At 35.1% G+C, this 14,736-nt stretch carries 13 protein-coding genes; 2 read left to right on the forward strand and 11 right to left on the reverse strand.

What is annotated here, in order from left to right; translation table 11 throughout:
- Positions 1-43: 43 nt before the first annotated feature.
- On the reverse strand, positions 44-418 hold the full coding sequence (locus ACWG0P_RS03870) for a GntR family transcriptional regulator (RefSeq protein ID WP_455800564.1): 375 nt from the start codon (positions 416-418) through the stop codon (positions 44-46).
- 86 nt (positions 419-504) lie between these two features.
- Entirely contained in the window at positions 505-2,187 is a 1,683-nt protein-coding gene (locus ACWG0P_RS03875) for a putative manganese-dependent inorganic diphosphatase (protein WP_455800565.1), read from the reverse strand.
- Positions 2,188-2,480: 293 nt separating this feature from the next.
- On the opposite strand from ACWG0P_RS03875, the gene ACWG0P_RS03880 reads away from it, so the two are divergent.
- Positions 2,481-3,644, forward strand: coding sequence for a diguanylate cyclase (locus ACWG0P_RS03880; RefSeq protein WP_455800566.1), 1,164 nt, complete (start codon positions 2,481-2,483; stop codon positions 3,642-3,644).
- Entirely contained in the window at positions 3,637-4,080 is a 444-nt protein-coding gene (locus ACWG0P_RS03885; RefSeq protein ID WP_455800567.1) for a GNAT family N-acetyltransferase, read from the forward strand. The genes ACWG0P_RS03880 and ACWG0P_RS03885 overlap by 8 nt, the downstream gene beginning before the upstream one ends.
- A gap of 40 nt (positions 4,081-4,120) precedes the next feature.
- Here the strand turns inward: ACWG0P_RS03885 and ACWG0P_RS03890 are convergent, their stop codons facing one another.
- The 9 genes from ACWG0P_RS03890 to ACWG0P_RS03930 all read right to left on the reverse strand — a co-directional run bounded on the left by ACWG0P_RS03890 (position 4,121) and on the right by ACWG0P_RS03930 (position 14,717).
- Entirely contained in the window at positions 4,121-4,342 is a 222-nt protein-coding gene (locus tag ACWG0P_RS03890) for a hypothetical protein (RefSeq protein WP_455800568.1), read from the reverse strand.
- A gap of 51 nt (positions 4,343-4,393) precedes the next feature.
- A complete protein-coding gene (locus tag ACWG0P_RS03895) occupies positions 4,394-4,537 on the reverse strand; it encodes a hypothetical protein (protein ID WP_455800569.1) in 144 nt (47 codons plus the stop codon).
- Positions 4,538-4,553: 16 nt separating this feature from the next.
- Positions 4,554-5,360, reverse strand: a complete 807-nt coding sequence (locus tag ACWG0P_RS03900) for a histidinol-phosphatase HisJ family protein (protein ID WP_455800570.1) — start codon at positions 5,358-5,360, stop codon at positions 4,554-4,556.
- Between the two features lie 92 nt (positions 5,361-5,452).
- On the reverse strand, positions 5,453-6,346 hold the full coding sequence (locus tag ACWG0P_RS03905) for an alpha/beta hydrolase (RefSeq protein ID WP_455800571.1): 894 nt from the start codon (positions 6,344-6,346) through the stop codon (positions 5,453-5,455).
- 99 nt (positions 6,347-6,445) lie between these two features.
- Entirely contained in the window at positions 6,446-7,978 is a 1,533-nt protein-coding gene (gene purH, locus ACWG0P_RS03910; protein ID WP_455800572.1) for a bifunctional phosphoribosylaminoimidazolecarboxamide formyltransferase/IMP cyclohydrolase, read from the reverse strand.
- Positions 7,975-8,565, reverse strand: a complete 591-nt coding sequence (purN, locus tag ACWG0P_RS03915; protein ID WP_455800573.1) for a phosphoribosylglycinamide formyltransferase — start codon at positions 8,563-8,565, stop codon at positions 7,975-7,977. Before purN ends, purH begins: the two co-directional genes overlap by 4 nt.
- Positions 8,559-9,590 carry a phosphoribosylformylglycinamidine cyclo-ligase gene (gene purM / locus ACWG0P_RS03920; RefSeq protein ID WP_455800574.1) on the reverse strand — a complete coding sequence of 344 codons (1,032 nt, stop codon included), beginning with the start codon at positions 9,588-9,590 and terminating at the stop codon, positions 8,559-8,561. The genes purN and purM overlap by 7 nt, the downstream gene beginning before the upstream one ends.
- Positions 9,587-11,005: an amidophosphoribosyltransferase gene (gene purF, locus ACWG0P_RS03925; RefSeq protein ID WP_455790893.1), complete on the reverse strand. Its 1,419-nt coding sequence runs from the start codon at positions 11,003-11,005 to the stop codon at positions 9,587-9,589. Before purF ends, purM begins: the two co-directional genes overlap by 4 nt.
- Positions 11,006-11,024: 19 nt before the next feature.
- On the reverse strand, positions 11,025-14,717 hold the full coding sequence (locus ACWG0P_RS03930) for a phosphoribosylformylglycinamidine synthase (protein WP_455800575.1): 3,693 nt from the start codon (positions 14,715-14,717) through the stop codon (positions 11,025-11,027).
- Positions 14,718-14,736 lie beyond the last annotated feature (19 nt).

Raw genomic sequence — 14,736 nt, forward strand, 5'->3', positions numbered from 1 at the left:
TCTGTACTACTCGTGTAGTACACTAAGTGTAAATAAAAAATTTTCACTTATCCCAGTATTTCGTTAAGAGTGCAACCGTTTGTTGGAAATCCATGCCACTACCTTTGCACTCATGAATAAAGGTTGTGACAGAACTAGCCAATACATCCAACTTGATTTCCGCAATGATATCCTCATTCACTACCACAACACTTTTCACATTGCTAATCGTTCTAATAATTCCTTCTTCTTCCAATTGTTTAAAGGATTTTTGTACAGTATTAGGATTGATGGATAACTTTAGCGCCAGTTCTCTTCTACTTGGCAATTCATCATAATCATGAATTTCATTTGCCAAAATTTTTTTCTTGATATGATTCTTCAATTGAAGATATACAGGATCTTTTTTATTGAATTCCATTTCATCAAAGGAAACCATGAACATCACCTCTAACTGTATTATATGTGTAGTACACTTTTTTGTCAACTAATAAAATCGATTTTAAAAAAAGGGCATCTTGTGCCCTAGTGTATAGAATTAATAATTGCTCTTGATAACAATGGTATCATTTGATTTTTTCTAGATAATATATCTGGTTGGAAACTATGTGTTTCCCCTTTTATGTTTGGGAATGCCTCTTCCACAACTTGTGTAATCGGCCCAGCTGCATAGAATACAGAACCATTTTCAAGAATACTAGTAAATGCCATAACTAATAAATCTAAGTTTTTATCATTGGCATAACGTTGTAGTTCTTCAAGTAAATCTTTCTCTATTTCTCTAGCATCTTCCACTTGATAAGCAATGACTTGTGCGATCATTACATTCTTTCCATCCATATCAAACTTCTTGATATCTTGTTCAATTAATTGGATTGGTGTTTTATTACTAATATTGGAACTTACCTTAAACATTTCTTTCGCAAATGTATCGATGTCTAGTTCCGCAATATCCGCTAAAACTTTCGCGATTCCTTGATCTTTTTCCGTGGTTGTTGGTGACTTAAATTTTAAAGTATCAGAAAGAATTGCCCCCAACATAAGTCCTGCCAAGTCTTTTGGAATGCTAAGTTGATTTTCCAAATAAATAGAGGCTACAATCGCTGCTGTACTTCCTATAATTTCATTACGGAAATTGATTGGGCGATTGGTAATAATATCGCATATTCTATGATGATCAATAACTTCTAATAGATCTGCTTTTTCAATACTCTTAACAGATTGTGAGTATTCGTTATGATCAACTAAAATCACACGCTTATTTCTTTGATTTAAGATATGGAAACGTGAAGCATATCCACATAGATGATTTTCCGCATCCACTACAGGATAACTTCTAAATCTAGTCTTCATCATCTTCTTTCCAACTTCATCCACAAACTCATTGATATTAAAACAAATCAAATCAGTTGTCATAATCAATTTCACAGGTGGTGAAAAGTAAAGATAACGTGTTGTATTCATTGTCCCATGACCAGATTTGATAATCGGACAATGAAACTTCTTCGCAAGTTCATAAACTTCTGGTTTGACATCTTCTGTCCAAACCACCATTAGGATTCCTGCTTTTTTCTGTATCGCCGTGATTTGAGCTTCGGTATCATTCCCTACGATAACCAAACGATCTTCTAACTCATAGTTTATTAGCTTTGTTTCCGCAATCGCAATGACACTGACTTTCCCATTAAAATGTCTTTCTTCATCATCATATAGCACCTGTCCATTGATCGTTTTCGCAATAAACTCAGTTGGTGTTTCTTTTAACAATTGAATAGATACCGCCGTATCTCCAAGTCCAATTTCAGCTAAGTCTGATTTTGTGACCATTCCCATAAGTTTGTTGTGTTCATTCACCACACCAAAAGACTGTTTGTGTTTCTCTTTCATAAGCTCCAACGCTTCTTGAATGGTTGTCATTGGTGAAATTGTTAAAGGCGCATCGATTTCTATTTCATCCATTGTGGAACGAGCATCTTCAAACAACATTGGTTCTTCCATGTGGAAACGATCTAATAGATACTTCGTTTCCGCATTGATTTTCCCTAATCTACATGGAATTGCGTGAAACCCTTTACGTTGTTTAAAATGTGCATATGCAATTGCAGATATGATGGAATCACTATCTGGATGCATATGTCCTGTAACATATATCGGTTTTCGATTTTGCATCATCTTTTGATCCTCGATATTTTCAAATTCCAGCTTCATATAATCTCCTCCTTTTTCATTCTACCCTATCCTTAAAGATAACTAAATTATAATGCATCTTAGATTAAATGTGAAACATAATTATTGATAATTCATTATGAAATGTAGACGCTAAGTAACACTGTATAAATTCCTAGTATTTTATGCTATAATATTTCATATAACGAGGTGCACGAGAAATGGGTCGTAATGAGCGGAGTCTTCGATTAAAATTTCGTAAAATCACAATTCTTCCCTTAATTATTTTTGGGATTTTAAGTGTAATATCCTCTTCTTTTTTAATTTATAACGCAATGAGTAACGAAAGTGAAGATGGACTTAGAAACCTATCCCATGCACTTTATAAAATTTGCGAGTCCAGTAGTCCAGGAGACTATAGTTTACGAAATAATATACTATATAAAGGGAATCAACCATTTGATCCGACATTTAAAATTGTTGATGATATAAAAGAAACATCTGGTATCGATGCGACAGTATTTTGGGGAAGTACACGTATGTCTACGACCATACGAAATGATGATGGAGAAAGAACAGTTGGAAGTGCCTCTTCCCTCGAAGTACAAGATGCTGTCCTTCAAGAAGGAAAAGAATATTTTTCTGATAATGTGTTTGTAAATGAGGTTCCATACTTTGGACAGTATATGCCCCTAAAGAACAGTGATGATACCATTGTTGGAATGATTTTTGTAGGAAAACCAAGAACACTAGTTCTTCATACAATTTATAAATTAGTTGGAACTATTTCCGTTATATTACTACTTATGATTTTCCTTGTCTCCACAATTTCTCTATCTTTCTCTGGTAAAATAATCGATTCTTTGAACGCTACAAAGGAATTTTTAAGCAGGATCACAAAGGGTGATGTAGATACGCCTATTCAAACATCCGTTTTAGATAGAGATGATGAAATCGGAGAAATGGGAAGATTTTCTGTTATGTTACAAAAATCAGTAACAGAACTTATTCATACAGATACTTTAACTGGTTTATATAACAGAAGAAGCTGTACTCTCTTTTTAGAAAGTGCAGTAAAAGATTTTGAAGATAATCAAACTCCGTTTACTTTGGTGATTGGAGATATCGATGATTTTAAAATTATCAACGATACCTATGGACATGGCGTTGGTGATGAAGTATTAAAAAATATCTCTGCTATTTTTAAAAAGCATTTGGATCGTAATAGCTTTGTTGCTAGATGGGGTGGAGAGGAATTTCTCTTCATCTTCAAGCATATGAATGAAGAACAAACATGTAAACAGTTACTTCGTCTACAACGTCACTTATCCCATATGAAGTTGCCTACATCTAATACTTCTGATATTAATGTAACGATGACATTTGGAGTTAGTGAGTACCATAGCACAATAGATCTAGAACAACTTTTAAAAAATGTCGATGATAAATTATACATAGGAAAAGCAAACGGAAAGAATAAGGTGATTTGTAGTGATTGATATATACCCTTTAATAGGTGATGATATTGCATGTGCTCAAGAATTGATTTGGAACACTTTCTTAGAATATGAAGGTACGGATTATGAGCAAGAAGGAATTCAAAGCTTTCATGCATTTCTTATGGACAATGAGGCTTTGGAAACATTGAGCTTATATGGAGCATATGAAGAAGAACAACTGTTAGGTGTAATAGCCACAAGGGATACTGGAAAACATATTTCTCTCTTCTTTGTAGAAGCGACCTATCAACAACAAGGCATTGGTAGAATGTTGTGGGAATATGTTAAACAAAATAGTACCTGTGATGAAATCACTGTTAACTCTTCCCCATATGCCGTTTCTATCTATCATAAGCTAGGTTTTATAGACACAGATAAAGAACAAGTCCATAATGGCATTCGTTTTACCCCTATGCTATATACTACAAAAAAATAATCCACACGGATTATTTTTTATATTCATCAATAAATCATAGTTAAATAAGCTTCAATTTTTTAATTTGTTCTATCAATAAGGGCTGTATCAAAGGGTATGTCCACTGACTTGGCAACTCTTCAAACAGTTCTACTTTTTCCATTTCAAGAGGAGGTAATTCTTCAAACTCTATGATTTGCGCAAAGTACAACATTCCAAAGGTTTCTTCCTTCTCATTCATTACAGAATAAGCACAAACAGGTTTTATCTGATAATCTATCACACCTGTTTCTTCCCATAACTCTCTTTTTGCAGTTTCATCGATTTGTTCCTGTTATTCTCTATGCCCACCAGGAATTTCGTAGGTGCTACGTTCCTTGTGTTTACAGAACACCCATTTGTTTTCATACCTTGAAACTATCACCGCAAACTTATATAGTTCATCATCAACAGTATCATAAAAATTTACCTTTAACATTTCTACTAGCTATCCTTTATAGTTCGTGGAAAACAGGTTTCATTTTATCAAACGTACAATATTCCTTGAACCCAATCTCTTTTAATTGCGCTTTAATTTCCTCTATATAAGCACCCAAGTGAATTGGTTTATGAGAATCAGAACCAATCGTAATGATACGACCGCCCAATTCTAGATACAACTTTAAGATATTCACCGATGGTGTCATATCTCCTATCTCATAGCGAATAAAGGACGTATTAATTTCGATTCCTTTTCCATCCGCGATAATATATTTTAATATCTTCTCAATCATTTCACGATCATTCATAACATCATACCCATCATTATTATCATAGCGACGTATTAAATCAAGATGAGCCAAAACACTATAATCATGATAGTTTTGAACTACTTTATACATCGCTTGATAGTAATCATTATAGTATTCGCTCTCCGTTTTGCCACGTTGAAACTTGCGATTCCAATATCCTTTATTATCGATACGATGAATCGATAGTAATATAAAATCAAAAGGGTATTCATCGAATATTTTCTTGTATTCATCTATGGTTCCATATTGAATTCCAAATTCCATTCCCTTTTTTATCTTGATTTTATTATGAAATTTCTTTTGTAGCTTTTCAATTTCAGAAAAATAGCGTGGAAAAGGAATAAGTGATTGTTCCACTGTTTCATGTCCTTCTATTTTTTCGTTCAGATCAAAGTGATCTGTAAAACATAATTCATCGATTCCTAATAATATCGCATCCTTCACGACAACCTGCATTTTATATACAGAATCATCACTGAAATGCGAGTGCACATGATAGTCACAATACACAATCTCATCCCGCTTTCGTTATTTGCCAATTTACTTGTATTATAGTCAAAACCTAATGATATTACAAGCATTTGTATTTCAAGGTTTGCCACTTATGATAAATTATCTAAAAACTTTAACATCCTTTGAACAGACTCTTTGCTTTCTGGTTTATCTGGATCAATAATATGAAATACATGTTGTAGGGTATCGTAAGATGCATCCCAAATAAGTGCTTCGTGTGGGATTTTAAGTTGTATAAGTTTCTGTTCTAGTCGAATCGTTTGAAAAGAGAATATTTTATCTTCTTTACTACTTAATAGAAACATTGGAATATCCCATTGTTCATCAAGTATGGCATCTAGACAATCCACATGTTTTAGTGTGCTTGTTTCATTTGGAAACAGCCAGTGATATAGGATTTTGAATGGTCTTGTTTTTGCCTTTTTCAAAGGTGTTAAATCATAAACACCATGTTGTAGTAACAAGGCAGCCACATGAATTCCCTGTGCATTGACTTCATACACCTTTTGTAATTCTTTATCTCTTACAATACACGCAGCTAAACTTGCTAAGTGTGCACCTGCAGAGTCTCCACAAAGGCATACACGTGCATTTTCTAATCCATAATCTTTTTTATGTTCCTGAATAAATTGCAGAGCTTCGAAAATTTGTTGTATTTGTTGTTTCACTGAATAGTCAGGAGCTAATCCATAATCCATATTGAAAACGGAATATCCTCCATTTGCTAAATGCATACAGAAATGACGATTCAACTCTTTCTTCCCATACATCCAAGCACCACCATGAATATCCAATATATATAAATCTTTTGATATCTTCTTCTTTGGCATATAGTGATCCATACAAAACTGCACACTATAAGCTATATCTCTATCTTCTAGCACATGCTCTACATCTTTCTTTTGTGTATAATACTGCATGTCTTTTTTTTCCATTTTCTTAGTTGCTAGTTTTACTACTTTTCTTGCGACAATATGCTTCATTTTTATCACTCCATATAGTAAATACTATATCATACTATTGCAAATTATGAGAAAAGTTCATACGATAGTCAAAAGAAAAAGAAACTCATTGCTGAGTTTCTAGTGTTTGAAATGACGTATTCCTGTAAATACCATCGCAATTCCGTGTTCATTACATAAATCAATGGATAATTGATCCTTAATTGAACCCCCTGGTTGAATGATCGCAGTAACTCCTACCTTTAAAGCTTCTTCTACTGTGTCAGGCATTGGGAAGAATGCATCAGATCCCATGACAGAACCCTTAGCTTTATCACCTGCTTGTTCGATTGCTATTTTCGCAGCTCCAACACGATTCATTTGTCCAGCACCAACACCTACTGTCATATTGTCTTTGACCAAAATGATCGCATTTGATTTTACATGTTTTACAACTTTCCAAGCAATTAGTAATTGTTCAATTTCTTCTTCACTTGGTTTGCGATTTGTAACACAACGCAAATCATCAACACAAACAACATGATCATCATTGTCTTGAATTAACAAGCCATCATTTACATTTGTTACTTTATATTTCGCATGTACCGATAATGTTGTATCTAACTGCATCAAACGAATATTTTTCTTTGCGGATAAGATTTCAAATGCTTCTTTTTCAAAATCAGGCGCAATGATAATTTCAAGGAAGATATTTGATAATTCCTTCGCAACAGATACGCTTACTGTGTCATTGAAGGCAACAATTCCACCAAAGATAGAAACAGAATCAGCTTCATATGCTTTCTTCCATGCTTCTTCAATACTAGCACCAATACCCACACCACATGGGTTCATATGTTTTACACCAACTGCAGCACTTTGTCCTTCGAAGTCTTTTAGGATTTCAATTGCGGCATTTCCATCTTGGATGTTATTGTAAGACAATTCTTTACCATGAAGCTGTTTCGCATTTGCCAAAGAATATTGAGGATCCATATTCTTATAGAACGCTGCACTTTGATGAGGGTTTTCTCCATAACGAAGATCTTGTACCTTATCGTATGTAATTGTTAACTTTTCAGGATATTTATCTCCTGTACGTTGTGTCAAATAATCTGCGATCATCGCATCATAGCTTGCCGTATGACGGAATACTTTTGCCGCAAGATATTCTCTTGTAACAGGACATGTATCATTGTTTTCCTTCAACTCTTTGATCACCGCAGCGTAATCATTAGGGTCAACGATAACAGGAATGGATTGATAATTCTTTGAAGCACTTCTTAACATACTAGGTCCACCGATATCGATATTTTCGATAATTTCCTCGTGGGATACACCTGATTTTTGTACAGTTTGTTTGAATGGGTATAAGTTTACACATACCAAATCGATATATTGAATACCAAGTTCTTCAATCTGTTTTACATGATCTGGATTATCACGTACACATAATAAAGCACCATGTACTTTTGGATGTAATGTTTTTACACGTCCATCCATAATTTCTGGGAATCCTGTGACTTCAGAAATTCCAATGGTTTCAATTCCAGCATCTTCTAATGCTTTTTTTGTTCCTCCAGTAGAGATGATTTCATAATCAAGTGCTCTTAATTCTTTTACAAACTCTACTAAGTTGCTCTTATCTGAAACACTTACTAATGCTCGTTTCATGCGAGTGCCTCTCTTTCTATCATTTCACATACACTTTGTACAACCTCTGGAAACATTTTATATTCCATAGCATGTACATGTTCTTCTAACGTTTCTAATGTCCAAGATGGATCCATTATAATTTTTTCTTGATGTATAATGGTTCCTGTATCTACACCTTCATCTACATAATGCACCGTAACTCCTGTGTATTCCGCTTTAGCCTCAAATGCATCTTGGATGCTATGGGCTCCAGGGAATGCTGGAAGATATGCAGGATGCAAGTTGATGATGCGTTGATCGAAATTACTTAACAATACACGACCAATAAATCTCATATATCCCGCAAGAACGATGAGTTGTACCCCATAAGATTGAAGTATTTCTAAAATCTTTGTTTCATATTCTTCTTTTGATGCATATTCTTTTGGGTTTACATAAACACAAGGAATTTGTAGTTGTTTTGCCCGCTGTATAGCATAAGCCTTTTCTTTATCAACGATTAAAACTTTACAAATAGCACTTGTAACTTTTTTTGCCTGTATCTGGTTCACGATATTTTCGAAATTAGAACCATTTCCACTGGCAAATATTGCAATGCTTACCATTTCAAATCCACACTTCCACTGCTTGTGACTTCACCAACTACATAAGACTCTTCATTGATTTCTTTTAATAAGCTTTGTACTTTTTCTACGTCTTCATTATTTACTGCCATAAGGAAACCAATCCCCATATTGAAAACATTGTACATTTCTTTTTCAGGAATACCACCTGTTTTCATAATTAAGTTGTATACTTCTGGTCTAGGGAAGCTTGTTGTATCGATACTTACACCTAATCCTTCTTTTAACATTCTTGGAACATTCTCATAGAATCCACCACCAGTGATATGAGACATCCCTTTGATGTCTACATTATTTGTAAGTAAGTGTTTGATTGCTTTTACATAAATTTTTGTTGGAGTTAACAACACTTCACCTAATGGTTTATCGAATCCATCGTATGTTTTCTTAATATCTAAATTTGCATCTTTCAATAAAACTTTACGAATTAAAGAGAATCCATTAGAATGGCATCCACTAGAAGGAAGTCCAATTAAGGTCTGACCTGCTGCGATATTTTTTCCATCTAACAACTTGCTCTTTTCCACCACTCCTACACAAAATCCCGCAATATCATAATGACCATCATGATACATATCTGGCATTTCTGCAGTTTCTCCCCCGATTAAAGCACACTGTGATAACTCACAACCATCCGCAACACCTTTTACAATCTGTTCAATTTGTACAGGGTGATTTTTTCCAACTGCGATATAATCAAGGAAATAAATAGGCATAGCTCCTTGTACCAATACATCATTCACACACATCGCAACTGCATCAATCCCAATTGTATCGTGTTTGTCTACATCAAATGCTAACATTAGTTTTGTACCAACACCATCTGTTCCAGATACAAGTACTGGTTCTTTCATTTGTAAGATACTTAAATCAAACATTCCTCCAAAGCTACCTAAAGAATCAATAGAACCTTTGATTTGTGTACGTGCAACATGGCTTTTGATACGTCTTACGGATTCATAACCAGCTTCTAAATCGACACCTGCTTCTCTATATTTATCACTCATTTTTTCTTCTCACTTTCCAAAACATCACCATAGCTATATAAGCTAGTACAATATTTACCATCGAAACAAGCAGTACACAAGTTCTTTGTACCAAATGCTTCTCCCATTTCTTCAACACCCATAAAGCGTAAAGAATCAGCGCCGATAAAGTTACATAATTCATCATGGCTTAAACGTGCAGAGATTAACTCGTCATACGTTGAAGTATCCACCCCATAGAAACATGGACTGACCAATGGTGCAGAACAAATACGAACATGTACTTCTGTAGCGCCTGCTTCTTTTAACAATTGTACGATACGTTTACTTGTTGTCCCACGAACGATAGAATCATCTATCATAAAGACGCGTTTTCCTTTTACTATAGATTTAACGGCAGACAATTTCATACGTACACCGCGTTCTCTTTGTTTTTGTGTTGGTTGAATGAAGGTTCTTCCTACATAACGATTTTTAATCAAACCGATTTCATAAGGAAGTCCACTTTCTTCACTAAATCCAATCGCTGCAGAAATAGAAGAATCAGGAACACCAATTACGATATCTGCTTCAACATCTTCTCTACGTGCCAATGCTCTACCTGATAAACGACGTGCAGTATGCACATTGATACCATCGATATTACTGTCAGGACGTGCAAAGTAAATATACTCCATTGCGCACATCTTATATTGAATTTCACTTGTATATTGATAACTATGAACACCTTCTTTATCAATCTTTACAATTTCTCCAGGACGGATGTCACGAATATAGGTAGCTCCTACGATATCGAAAGCACAAGTTTCACTACTTACACAGTATCCACCTTCGCTTAATTTTGCTAATGCGATGGGACGAAGTCCATTCTTATCACGAATTGCATATACAGCATCATTTGTTAAGATAACAAATGCGAATGCCCCTTCAAATCGTTCACAAGATTTTTTTATTTTTTCTACGAAGTTTCCTTTTTCAACCTGAATCCAGTGTGCAAGTAATTCTGAATCACTGATTCCTTGAAAGATACTTCCTTTCACTTCTAATTCATTCTTTAATTCTGGAGCGTTTACGATTTGTCCATTATGCGCAACTGCAAATGAGTTTGCATGGGAACGAACCATAATTGGTTGTACATTTTCCAATTGGTTTGCATCCGCTTTGGAATAACGAACATGTCCAATTGTATGATGACCTGGCAAGGTCTTCATAATATCATTATTGAAGACCTCCGCTAACAAGCCTTTTCCTTTATAACAGTTGATTTCCCCACCTGTATCACAAGCCGCAATACCTGCAGCTTCTTGTCCACGATGCTGAAGCGCATGTAATCCAAAATAGGATAGGGATGCGGCATCCGAGTTATTGTATATGGCAAAGACACCACATTCTTCATGTAATTCCCTTGAAAGGAATTCATCTCTTACTTCATTCATATATTGTATACTCACTTTCTTACTTCTTAAAGTAGTCAACACCGTTTTTAAAGATGTTTTGGTTCTTATCTCCAGCTATATTTTTAAAGAGTCCTTCTTCATAACGTTCGCTATGTCCCATTTTACCAAGGATTCTTCCATCCGCAGATGTAATACCCTCAATTGCATAAGTAGATCCATTCAAGTTGTAAGTTCCATCCATCGTAGGATTTCCATCAAGATTTACATACTGAGTTGCAACTTGTCCATTTTCAAATAATTGTTTTGCCATTTCTTCACTTACTACAAACTTACCTTCTCCATGTGACATGGCAACACTATGTGTTGCACCTGGTTCAAATCCCGCTAACCAAGGAGATTTATTAGAAGTAATACGAGTAGAAGCCATGTGACTTATATGACGATTGATATCGTTTCTAAACAATGTAGGAGAATCTTCACTCAGTTTTGTGATATCACCATAAGGTAACAATCCTGATTTGATCAATGCTTGGAATCCATTACAGATACCTAAGATCAAACCATCGTTCGCTAACAATGTTTGAACTGCTTCATTTACAGATGGATTGCTTAATACATTCGCAATGAATTTACCACTTCCATCAGGTTCATCTCCACTAGAGAATCCCCCAACAATCATCAAGATTTGCGCAGCCGCAATCTTTTCACTTAATTCTTTTAAAGAACGTTCGATACTTTCTACGTTCAAGTTATTGAATACATAGACTTCTACTTCTGCTCCTGCTCTTTCAAATTGTTGTTTTGTGTCATATTCACAGTTTTGCCCTGGGAATACAGGAATGATAACTTTTGGATGCTCGTAAGTCTTACGTGCTTTCTTCACTTCTGTTGCCTTATAAACTGGTGTTTCAATCGTTTGTTCTTTTGCATTTACATGCATTGGATACAAGGCATCATAACGTTCACACCAAACAGAAATAGCTTCCTCAATTGAAATTGTTTCTTCATTGATCTTAATGCAATCGTTATTTGTTGTAGTTCCTAATAAGATGAAGTTTTCTTCATCTAAAGGCAAATCTGCTTCTACGATGATGCTTCCTAAAGAAAGATCAAATACATTTTCTTTTGTAGTAACATCAACACCAATTTTATTACCAAAACTCATTTTACATAAAGCTTCACTAATACCACCAAATTTCACAGTAGAAGCACTCATTACTTTATTGTTCAAAATCAAATTACGAACCGTTGTAAAGTTCTTCTTTAACATATCGTAATTTGGAGTCATGTTCTTATTTGGTGTATGTTTTACCAAATAAATATAGCTTCCGTCTTTCTTAAATTCAGGAGATATAATATTCGCTGTCTTTTCTGTAGTAACTGCAAATGTAATCAATGTCGGAGGTACCGTAATATCATTGAATGTACCAGACATAGAATCTTTTCCACCAATTGCTGGTGTTTCAAATGCCATTTCTGCTTCAATCAAGCCTAATAAAGCTTGCATTGGTTTTCCCCATTTTTCAGGATGGTCATTCAATCGTTCGAAGTATTCTTGATTTGTCAAACGACAAGTTGCATAATTACCACCCATCGCCACAACTCTAGCAAGTGCTTCAACAACAGAATAAGCAGCCCCAAGATATGGTGAATATAAAGAAACTTCTGGATGATATCCGTGTGTCATAATACTACAAGTATTTGTAAATCCAAAGACAGGTAATTTTTGTACACTACCTTCCGTCTCGCTTAATTGATATTTTCCACCAAATGGCATCATAACCGTAGATTTACCGATAGATGAATCGAACATTTCTGCCAATCCAATCTGTGATGCTACATTGGGTTGCTTTAAGTTTTCTTTGATATTGTTTACGCTACTGTGGAATGGATCCATTGTAGTAAGTCCTTCTGTAACCAATACATCTTGAAGTCCACGTACTCCATTCGTATCTAAGAATGCACGAGAGATATTTACGATCTCTTCACCATGGAAGTTAATTACTAAACGTTTTTCTTCTGTAACAACCGCAACTATACATGCATCTAAGTTTTCTTCATATGCCAATTGTTTGAATTCATCAAACTTATCACTTTCAATCAATACAGCCATACGTTCTTGAGATTCACTAATTGCTAACTCTGTGCCTGATAAACCATTGTATTTTACTGGTACTTTATCCAAATCAATGATCAATCCATCTGCGATTTCTCCAACCGCAACAGAAACACCACCAGCACCAAAGTCATTTGCTTTTTTAATCAAACGAGTCGCTACTGGATTACGGAATAATCTTTGTAGTTTACGTTCGATTGGAGCATTTCCCTTTTGAACCTCAGAAGAACATTTTGTAAGTGATGTATCGTTGTGCTCTTTAGAAGAACCTGTAGCTCCACCAACACCATCACGTCCAGTAGCTCCACCAATCAATACAACAATATCTCCTGCAGCTGGTGTCTTACGTACTACATTATCTTTTGGCGCAGCACCAACAACAGCTCCTACTTCCATACGTTTTGCGACATACCCATCATTAAAGATTTCTTTTACATAGGTTGTAGCCAAACCGATTTGGTTTCCATAAGAAGAATAACCTGCCGCAGCCCCTTTAGAAATGCGTGATTGTGGTAATTTGTTAGGAAGTGCTTCCTTGATATCTTTTGTGATATCACCAGCTCCCGTAATACGCATTGCTTGATATACATAACTTCTTCCTGACAATGGGTCACGAATAGCCCCACCAATACATGTAGAAGCTCCACCGAATGGTTCAATTTCTGTAGGATGGTTATGTGTTTCATTCTTGAACATCAACAACCATTGTTGATCTTCTCCATCTACGTCAACTGTGATTTCTACAGAACAAGCGTTGATTTCATCGCTTACTTCCATATCATCCAATTTACCTTTTTTACGTAAATACTTTCCAGCAATCGTAGCCATATCCATCAATGTCATGACTTTCTTTCCACCGTGTACTTCTTCACGTAAGTTCAAATATGTATCAAACGCTTTCTGCATCGTATCCTGTAAAGAACCTGCATCAAACTTCACATTTTGTAAAATCGTTTCAAACGTCGTATGACGACAGTGATCTGACCAATACGTATCCAACACCTTCAACTCCGTTAAGGTAAGATCACGGTGTTCCTCATCTCTAAAATAAGCTTGAATGTGCAATACATCAGCAAGTGTCATAGCCAACCCTTGTTCACTACGCAACGCCTCTAATCCAGCATCATCCAATTCACAAAATCCTTTTAATACTGGTACAGCTTCGATTTCCACATCTTCTTCATATCCCAATACGTTCAAATCTTTCTCACGATTTTCTACTGGGTTAATTAAATATTTTTTTACAGCATCCACATCTTGTTGTGTCAAAGCTCCATTTAAAACAACAATACGTCCACTCTTAATAACTACATCTTGTTTATTATTTAACAACATAAGACATTGTTGTGCACTATCAGCTCGTTGATCATACTGTCCTGGTAAACATTCATATGCAATAAATGTTTTTCCACTTAAATCAATAGAATCATAAACAACATCTGTTACTTTCTCGGAAAGAACCTTTTCATTCAACAACTTTAAATCTCTATCATCTCCATGAAAAATATCATAGGTATTGTAGAGTTCTACTCCCTCTAAACTATGTAAGCTTAGATTCTGCTTTAACTCATGAAACAAAGAATCTGATTCAACTTGATATGCTTCTTTCTTCTTTACGAAAACACGATAATTCATAGATTTCACTCTACCCTTT

The organism is Amedibacillus sp. YH-ame6 (assembly GCF_053848845.1).

What these genes read in the sequence shown, in the direction of transcription:
- ACWG0P_RS03930 (WP_455800575.1), bottom strand. Translation starts at nt 14,717, where the DNA reads ATGAATTATCGTGTTTTCGTAAAGAAGAAAGAAGCATATCAAGTTGAA.
- ACWG0P_RS03880 (WP_455800566.1), top strand. Translation starts at nt 2,481, where the DNA reads ATGAGTAACGAAAGTGAAGATGGACTTAGAAACCTATCCCATGCACTT.
- purF (WP_455790893.1), bottom strand. Translation starts at nt 11,005, where the DNA reads ATGAATGAAGTAAGAGATGAATTCCTTTCAAGGGAATTACATGAAGAA.
- purM (WP_455800574.1), bottom strand. Translation starts at nt 9,590, where the DNA reads ATGAGTGATAAATATAGAGAAGCAGGTGTCGATTTAGAAGCTGGTTAT.
- ACWG0P_RS03870 (WP_455800564.1), bottom strand. Translation starts at nt 418, where the DNA reads ATGGTTTCCTTTGATGAAATGGAATTCAATAAAAAAGATCCTGTATAT.
- purN (WP_455800573.1), bottom strand. Translation starts at nt 8,565, where the DNA reads ATGGTAAGCATTGCAATATTTGCCAGTGGAAATGGTTCTAATTTCGAA.
- ACWG0P_RS03895 (WP_455800569.1), bottom strand. Translation starts at nt 4,537, where the DNA reads ATGTTAAAGGTAAATTTTTATGATACTGTTGATGATGAACTATATAAG.
- ACWG0P_RS03875 (WP_455800565.1), bottom strand. Translation starts at nt 2,187, where the DNA reads ATGAAGCTGGAATTTGAAAATATCGAGGATCAAAAGATGATGCAAAAT.
- purH (WP_455800572.1), bottom strand. Translation starts at nt 7,978, where the DNA reads ATGAAACGAGCATTAGTAAGTGTTTCAGATAAGAGCAACTTAGTAGAG.
- ACWG0P_RS03905 (WP_455800571.1), bottom strand. Translation starts at nt 6,346, where the DNA reads ATGAAGCATATTGTCGCAAGAAAAGTAGTAAAACTAGCAACTAAGAAA.